The organism is Pseudoalteromonas sp. Isolate6 (genome assembly GCF_022398435.1).
Lineage (GTDB): Bacteria > Pseudomonadota > Gammaproteobacteria > Enterobacterales > Alteromonadaceae > Pseudoalteromonas > Pseudoalteromonas galatheae.
In genome coordinates this window covers 1-7,170 of the sequence record NZ_JAKEVK010000226.1, presented here as the reverse complement: position 1 = coordinate 7,170, position 7,170 = coordinate 1, and the positions used below count along the sequence as shown (strand labels likewise).

Sequence of the window (7,170 nt, the reverse complement as noted above, 5' to 3'; positions counted from 1 at the left end):
ATTCTTTTTCTCGTTCTTTTCTTATGCGTTAGATAAAAACCCAGATGGGCTTGTTAGTTTGTGGAAGTTAGACAATGCTCAAGCTGTTATTGACTCTGTTGGTGAAAATCACGGTACATTTTACAATGGCCCTGTAACTACGCAGGGAAAGAATAATTTCGGAGTAAAATTTGATGGTGTAAATGATACAGCTATCATACCTGACAGTGAAAGCTTAAACTTTGATAATGGGGATTTTACAGTCGCATTTTGGGTTAAAAAGCTCCAACCCACAACTAGTAATTGGAACAGATGTGCTGCAGTTAATAAGTGGCACAGTGGAGATAAACCGGGAACAAATGAGTGGCATTTATCTATTTGTAGTGGTAGAAGCTCCAAAGGGCTTACATTTGGAGTTGAAGTAGACAAGCAGTCCGTCAGCGTTAGAGATTATGAAGCTCTTACACTCAATGAATGGTACTTTATTACTGGTGTGCGTGAAGGTGAATATATAAAGTTATATAGAAATGGTGAGTTAAGAGGTACAGAATATGTGGGTAATGGTTCAATAGCAAACACTAGCAGAAGGTTACGGTTTGCAACGTGGGAAAAGTCCACTTTATATAGCCACAGCGCATCAGTGTTGGATGATGTTCAAATATATAGTAGAGCGCTTAGTGAGACTGAAATCTCTCGACTTAGCCAGGATGGTCTTTTTGCTAAAAGTACTTTGCAGCTATGTGAGAGTCAATTAGATTCAGCTAAGTTGAGTATCAATAGTCTTAGTACTCAGGTTTTCACTTTAAGAAACTTATCTAACACTTTAGAGGATAAAGTAACATCATTAGTCAGCGAAAATGACAGTTTACATAAAACAGTTGCGGAACTCACTCATACTAACCAATATCAGCAGCAAGAAATTACAGAGCTAGAAAATAGTAAAATATTACTATTAGAAGAGAGTGCTCAAAAAGATATCCATATATCTGCACTTAATCAAGAAATATTAAATCTGAAAGCGGAGCTTTCGGCGCTAAAAGGTGGATAACCTGAATTAGTTGAAAAGAATTTAGTGTGATTACCAAGGGATACTGACAGTATAAGTATCAAGCGATTTTGACGTAATCACACTAATTCAGAGTAAAGCCTTTAGGAGCCATCGGTTTATTAAATTTGTACAAATTAACATGAATAACAACTGGCTCAGATAGGCCCTCATATGACAGCTCATATTTATCCAACAGTCCTCCACCGAAAGGCATAGATGAATCTTCGAATGGACAACAACTACCTAGGCGCTTTATTTCCAATTGCTCACCATTGGGTCCAAATAAGCTCTGGAAGTATTCAATATGAGCTCCTTCGTATTTTGTTCCGCGGAGAAAACCACCAAGTTCAATAGGTTTGGTTGGACTATAGCCGTACTCGGAGTCAGACGATACCATTGAGTTATTCATCTCTAGGTTTTGACTAGATGTATTTTTAGTCGAGCTGCATGAAGCTAATGCAAACACCAAAAAACATATATATAGGCCTTTCAACATAATTTTCCTTAATATTCATAACAGCTTATTAGCGTGAATTCCTGAATATCTCACTCATCCACAAAAGAAATGAGCACAAAATTCAAGCTAACTGTATTTAATATTTTTAGCAAGTTACCAGCCAAGCTTAGTCATTTCAACATGCAAATTACCTGAAAAACGAATTGGGACTTATCCAAGCCATAAATTGGCTCGTTAAGAAGGCAATAGTAGCGGGTGTCACCATTTTTCCGCTGTCAATGACTATGTATAGAGACTGCAAGAGGCTAATAAAGCGGTAAGTTATTTTGTTGACCCTAGTGAACTACATTCACCCACATCAAAGCAAGGTGGATTGGCGTATAGTTATTTGCTTGAAAGGGTATTAGCCAAATATCTAGAACGGTAATATCTACCGCTGGACCCAAATAAAGACAAGCATCTGATCCGCTTTATTAAAAAGCATATGGAGATTGATAAGCTCGCTTTATCGGATTAACTTTAATAAAAAAGCGTTGTCGTCTAACATTGAGCTAAGGTGAACAGTAAGCTCACCTTAAACTTCAATCTGCCAACATGGTTTCGTGCGCTTTGTTTATCTCAGATTCAAGTGCACTGTCTAGCATATTAGTACGCATAGCAACCAGTTTTAAGAAAGCGGTTTTGTCACTTTTGGTTAATGATCGAGTAAGTGGAATTTTGGCTTTCAATGGATCAACTGGTCTACCATTAATGTGAAGTTCAAAATGCAAATGAGGGCCAGTTGAACGGCCTGTGTTGCCTGAAAGCGCAATTATCTGTCCACGCTTTATAGGCTGACCTTGATGGACATTGATCTTGTGTAAATGTAAATATCTCGCCTTGTACTTACTACTGTGCCTAATATCTATATATTTACCAGCAAATTTATGATTGCCCACTCTTGTTACAATACCATCGCCAGTGGAAACTATTTTAGTACCTGTAGGCGTGGCAAAGTCTACCCCGTTGTGAGGCCTAATACGACCTGTAACAGGGTGTTTTCTTCTGGGATTAAAATGAGAGCTTACCCTGTACGATTTTTGTAAAGGCAACCTTCTAAATGCTCTTGTTAAGCTATGGCCCTGCTTGTCGTAAAAACGCCCATCATCAAATAAAAAAGCAGTGTATTCATTGGTCTTTTGTTGAAATCTGGCACCAACTATGTGGGCTTGTCCAGTAGGTTTTCCATCAACAAACTGCTCATTTCTGATTACTTGAAACTTATCGCCTTGTCGAATAGCGCGAGCAAAATTGAGCTGTTCCTTAAATATTTTAGTCACTACGGCTGCATCTGCTTCAGTTAACCCAGCTTTTTGCGCCGAGAGGTAAAAACTACCATTTATTTCACCACTAATGAGTTTAGTGCGCCATTCGCCATCTTGAATTAATGTTTCATACTCTATGCCACCATCTTCAGCACGACGATAAATTACACGATGACCAGCATGAACGAATAACTCTAACTCCTGCAATTCATGACTTTTAGTAAGGTATTTAAAAATAAGCACATTATTTGGCTTGAGTGTCTCTAGTGCCAATATAGATTCATCAGCACTAAGCACCTCATAAAGTGTTTGTTGTGAAATGTTTAAGCGCTCAAATAGCGTGCTCAGTGTATCACCTTTAGTAATGACCAATTTGGTCTTTTGATATTTGGGTTCAGGGCTTACCTTCAATGGAGCTGAAATATCCTGCTCGCTAAGATCAGAAACTTTATCTGTAATCAAGTTGGGTTTGGCCGTTATAACTTCATTAATATCTAATCGCTTATCTGAGACTAAGTGACTTTTCGAAGACTCTACACTGATCAACCAAGTAAGCGTAATAGTCGAAACGACAATTGCTACTAAGTGTTTTCTTGGCAATTTGAGTAATAGCCCAAAAAAGATAAATTTATTTTTTTCAATTAAATCATTCATTTATATCAGAATCACAGTTGCTTTTTAGAAAATAGCACAGCTCAACCAGTCTAATTGGTTAGCTTAAGAAAATAGCCGATGATCTAGGTTGTGTGTGTTATGTTATAATACAACAACTACTTAGGAGATTAACATGCAAGATATAAATAAAGTGTATGGTTCTTTATCAATACAAGAGATAAAAGCGGCACCTCAGTCAGATTATATGAATGAACAACAGTGCACATTCTTTCGAAATTACTTGATTGAACTTCATGATATAACGCGAGAACACATTAGAGATGCTAAGGCACAATTAGCTAATCGTCCTGAGCTGGCCGACATCAGTGATAGAGCATCTTGGGAAGAAGAATGTGCCATTCTGATGCGGATTGTAGATAGAGAGCAGCGGTTACTTCCTAAGATCCAAGACTCTTTAGAGCGCATTAGGTTGGGAGAGTACGGCTACTGCCAAGAAAGTGGCGAGCCAATTGGTATAGAGAGACTCTTAGCTAGACCTACAGCAGAATATTGTGCAGATGTAAAACAAACAAAAGAACTTACAGAGCATGCTTATGCAAAGATTCGAGAAGAATCTTAACCTACTAAAACACTTGTAACTTGGGGCGAAATTACAATGTTAAACTCAACAAACTTATTACCTGTAACTGTTTTATCAGGATTCCTTGGTGCAGGTAAAACAACTTTACTCAATTACATCTTAAACAATCGTGACGGTTTGCGAGTCGCAGTGATAGTGAATGATATGAGTGAAATCAACATTGATGTGGCAACGGTACAAAACGAAGTCAGCCTTAACCGAGCTGAAGAGAAACTCGTTGAAATGAGCAATGGGTGTATCTGTTGTACTCTTCGAGAGGATTTGCTTGAGGAAGTTACTCGTTTAGCTAAATCTGAAAAGTATGATTATCTTGTTATCGAGTCAACTGGTATTTCGGAGCCATTACCTGTTGCTGAAACGTTTACCTTCGAGGACGAAGATGGCATTAGCTTATCGAACGTCGCCAAGTTAGATACCATGGTTACGGTTGTCGATGCTGTTAATTTTTTAAAGGACTATAATCAGGCAAAGTCCTTGCAGGAAGTTGGTGAAAGTCTTGGTGGGGAGGACGAACGAAGTGTTGCTGACCTACTGATTGAACAGGTAGAGTTTGCAGATAGGCTCGTGATCAGTAAAACAGACTTAGTGAGTGCTGAAGAGCTCACACAACTACAAAGTATTCTAAGGAGTTTGAATACAGAGGCAACACAAATCCCAATAACGCATGGCCAAATTCCATTAAAGCAAATTTTAAATACCAACAGTTTTAGCTTTGAAAAAGCGCAGCAAGCGCCCGGCTGGCTTAAAGAAATGCGTGGTGAACATGTGCCTGAAACAGAAGAGTTCGGTATAACTAGTTTTAGCTATTGTCGTAGGCGCCCATTTCATCCGAAACGTTTCTATGATTTTTTACATGCGAACGATAAAGCTGGTAAGCTACTGCGCTATAAAGGTTTTTTTGGTTAGCAACTCGACCCAACTTTGCTGGTAGTTGGAGCCAAGCAGGCGGCATCGCCAGATATGGTCAGGCAGGCTTATTCTGGTTTGCGGTACCTCGTGAAGAGTGGCCTGAAGATCCTGAATATGTTTCTGCGATTGAAGCGCAGTGGGTTGAACCTTATGGCGATAGACGTCAAGAGTTGGTTTTCATTGGTCAAGGTTTAGATAAAGGCGAATTAATTAATAAACTAGATGAATGCTTATTGACCGATGAGGAATTGCAATTAGGCGTAGATATTTGGAAATCCTTACCCGATCCTTTTCCTGCTTGGATTGAATAAACGATTAAGTGAACTAGCTCAATCATGAGCCAGTGTGATTACGTCAAAATCGCGTGATGCTTATACCGACAGTAGCCCTTATCACACTTATTCAAATCAGGCGTAAATTGAAGCCGGTGAATTTCACTCTCAGACTTGCTCAGGTAAATCTGAGAGTGATTATCTTGCTCACTTATAATTGGAGATCAATAGCGCTTTAAAACCCCATAACTTCTGAACACTTATCCACTTAAGTATTTGCTTTCTTAACAAACTTCGCTGTCACCATCATTTCACCAACGCCATCAACCTTACAGTCAAGTTCATGGTCTTTTTTATCTAGCACTCGCCTTACCAAAGCCTTAGTACCAATCTTAATGACTTGTGAGCTGCCTTTAATTTTTAAATCTTTAATCACAGTGACTTTATCGCCATCAGCTAATAGTGTGCCGTTGGCATCTTTTACTTGAATGTCGTCCTCGGTAGCAGTCGCGTTAGGATCCCATTCGTAAGCACATTCAGGACATATTAGCTGACTTTGATCTTGATAAACATATTCAGAATTGCACTTGGGGCAAGCAGGTAAAGACATAATTAACTGTATCACTTTTTAGGCTGTGTATCATCGGCATATGATACTGTAAAAGTGAGTAGAGCGTCCTCTATATTCTTCTTTAAATCGCTATTGAATTAAGAATAGCTACCCAAAATGTTGCGGCACGACAATTGCTTAGTTATTAATCTATATTTCATCATATAAAGGATTACCTATGCTTGTTAGTCAAACTCAAGGGGTTGGCTCACCAACAATTTATAGCAGCCAGAGCCAGAATCAACCAAAAGAGGCTGAAGCAGTACAGAAAGACACTCAAGTCTCCATTAGCCAAACCGCAAACAATGCCAAACATAATTGGCAAACTATTGCCTCTAAATACAACGTTCACAATATTTCAGCGGCAGAAGCACGAACTATGTCCCGAGAACTATTCGAAGGTGGGTTTATTGGTTCAGGTCAGATGATGGCTATCGGCGCGCCGATATCAATGACTGAAAAACCACATGAAAAGACTGATTTACTTGGAGATATGAAGCGTACATTTGAAATTTCAGCAGCTAGCGGCGGGCTCAATAAAACCTCACGAGAGATTTATGCTTCGGCGATCACTACGCTTGAAAATCTCGCCAAGACACACAGAAATAATATACCAATTTGAGGGAGCAAATCTGATGCTAACTGAATTAGAAATTTCTCATTTAGAGCATAAGTAGCAAAACTTTTACATCGCCTACATGACCGTGGATACGTTGGCAGTAGCAGAATATGGTAGCGGTATTATCGACAAGATTTTCCCGTCTCAAAATAGATCACTTCATTAAGCGGATGAGTATAAGTTGATATCCATTAAATTACAGACACAAAAAAAGCAAGCCTTAGCTTGCTTTTTCTTCATCTATTAAGCGATTAAAGCTTAACGATGTTCTCAGCTTGAGGACCTTTTTGGCCATCAGTTACTGTGAATTCAACTCTCTCGCCTTCAGCAAGTGTACGGAAACCGTCACCTTTGATTGCGCTGAAGTGTGCGAACACGTCAGGGCCATTTTCTTGAGCGATGAAACCAAAACCTTTAGACTCGTTAAACCACTTAACGGTACCTGTAAGAGTGTTAGACATAATACTAATCCTGATATAAAAACAAAAACCAATGCTGCGCATTGATGAGCTATGCCCATGTGGGCGCATAGACCTAAATTTGTAGAGTGGATAAAACTTCAGGACGGTACTACTACAAGCAAACACTTATACAACAACGTAATGGAGATTTTAAAACACTGACTCAAATTCTGTCTATGAACATCATATAGGGATTCCGCCCTAAGTCAATGTATTTTTAATCATCAATATGACTTGCTAATGACAAGTATCAATA

Annotated in this window: 7 protein-coding genes and 1 pseudogene; 4 read left to right on the top strand and 4 right to left on the bottom strand. The window is 38.9% G+C overall.

The window, feature by feature from the left end:
- On the top strand, window positions 1-1,027 hold a 1,027-nt coding region (locus L1D50_RS20060), incomplete at its 5' end, for a LamG domain-containing protein (protein ID WP_239966673.1).
- Window positions 1,028-1,109: 82 nt separating this feature from the next.
- Here L1D50_RS20060 and L1D50_RS20055 read toward each other — a convergent pair.
- Together L1D50_RS20055 and L1D50_RS20050 are read right to left on the bottom strand one after the other, a co-directional pair.
- A complete protein-coding gene (locus L1D50_RS20055; protein ID WP_128727545.1) occupies window positions 1,110-1,523 on the bottom strand; it encodes a hypothetical protein in 414 nt (137 codons plus the stop codon).
- A gap of 542 nt (window positions 1,524-2,065) precedes the next feature.
- Window positions 2,066-3,442: a peptidoglycan DD-metalloendopeptidase family protein gene (locus L1D50_RS20050; RefSeq protein ID WP_239966672.1), complete on the bottom strand. Its 1,377-nt coding sequence runs from the start codon at window positions 3,440-3,442 to the stop codon at window positions 2,066-2,068.
- 133 nt (window positions 3,443-3,575) lie between these two features.
- Between L1D50_RS20050 and L1D50_RS20045 the strand changes: the two genes are divergently transcribed.
- A complete protein-coding gene (locus L1D50_RS20045; protein ID WP_239422062.1) occupies window positions 3,576-4,022 on the top strand; it encodes a TraR/DksA C4-type zinc finger protein in 447 nt (148 codons plus the stop codon).
- Between the two features lie 36 nt (window positions 4,023-4,058).
- Window positions 4,059-5,263: pseudogene (zigA, locus tag L1D50_RS20040) on the top strand (zinc metallochaperone GTPase ZigA).
- 229 nt (window positions 5,264-5,492) lie between these two features.
- On the opposite strand, the gene L1D50_RS20035 reads toward zigA, so the two are convergent.
- Window positions 5,493-5,834 (bottom strand): zinc ribbon domain-containing protein YjdM, encoded by a 342-nt coding sequence (locus L1D50_RS20035; protein WP_017217750.1) that lies wholly within the window; start codon window positions 5,832-5,834, stop codon window positions 5,493-5,495.
- A gap of 178 nt (window positions 5,835-6,012) precedes the next feature.
- Here L1D50_RS20035 and L1D50_RS20030 point away from each other — a divergent pair, with 178 nt between their 5' ends.
- Window positions 6,013-6,456 carry a hypothetical protein gene (locus tag L1D50_RS20030; RefSeq protein ID WP_239966671.1) on the top strand — a complete coding sequence of 148 codons (444 nt, stop codon included), beginning with the start codon at window positions 6,013-6,015 and terminating at the stop codon, window positions 6,454-6,456.
- A 248-nt stretch (window positions 6,457-6,704) separates the two neighbouring features.
- On the opposite strand, the gene L1D50_RS20025 is transcribed toward L1D50_RS20030, so the two are convergent.
- A complete protein-coding gene (locus L1D50_RS20025) occupies window positions 6,705-6,914 on the bottom strand; it encodes a cold shock domain-containing protein (protein WP_010603820.1) in 210 nt (69 codons plus the stop codon).
- Window positions 6,915-7,170 lie beyond the last annotated feature (256 nt).

What these genes read in the sequence shown, in the direction of transcription:
- L1D50_RS20030 (WP_239966671.1), top strand. Translation starts at nt 6,013, where the DNA reads ATGCTTGTTAGTCAAACTCAAGGGGTTGGCTCACCAACAATTTATAGC.
- L1D50_RS20035 (WP_017217750.1), bottom strand. Translation starts at nt 5,834, where the DNA reads ATGTCTTTACCTGCTTGCCCCAAGTGCAATTCTGAATATGTTTATCAA.
- L1D50_RS20055 (WP_128727545.1), bottom strand. Translation starts at nt 1,523, where the DNA reads ATGTTGAAAGGCCTATATATATGTTTTTTGGTGTTTGCATTAGCTTCA.
- L1D50_RS20045 (WP_239422062.1), top strand. Translation starts at nt 3,576, where the DNA reads ATGCAAGATATAAATAAAGTGTATGGTTCTTTATCAATACAAGAGATA.
- L1D50_RS20025 (WP_010603820.1), bottom strand. Translation starts at nt 6,914, where the DNA reads ATGTCTAACACTCTTACAGGTACCGTTAAGTGGTTTAACGAGTCTAAA.
- L1D50_RS20050 (WP_239966672.1), bottom strand. Translation starts at nt 3,442, where the DNA reads ATGAATGATTTAATTGAAAAAAATAAATTTATCTTTTTTGGGCTATTA.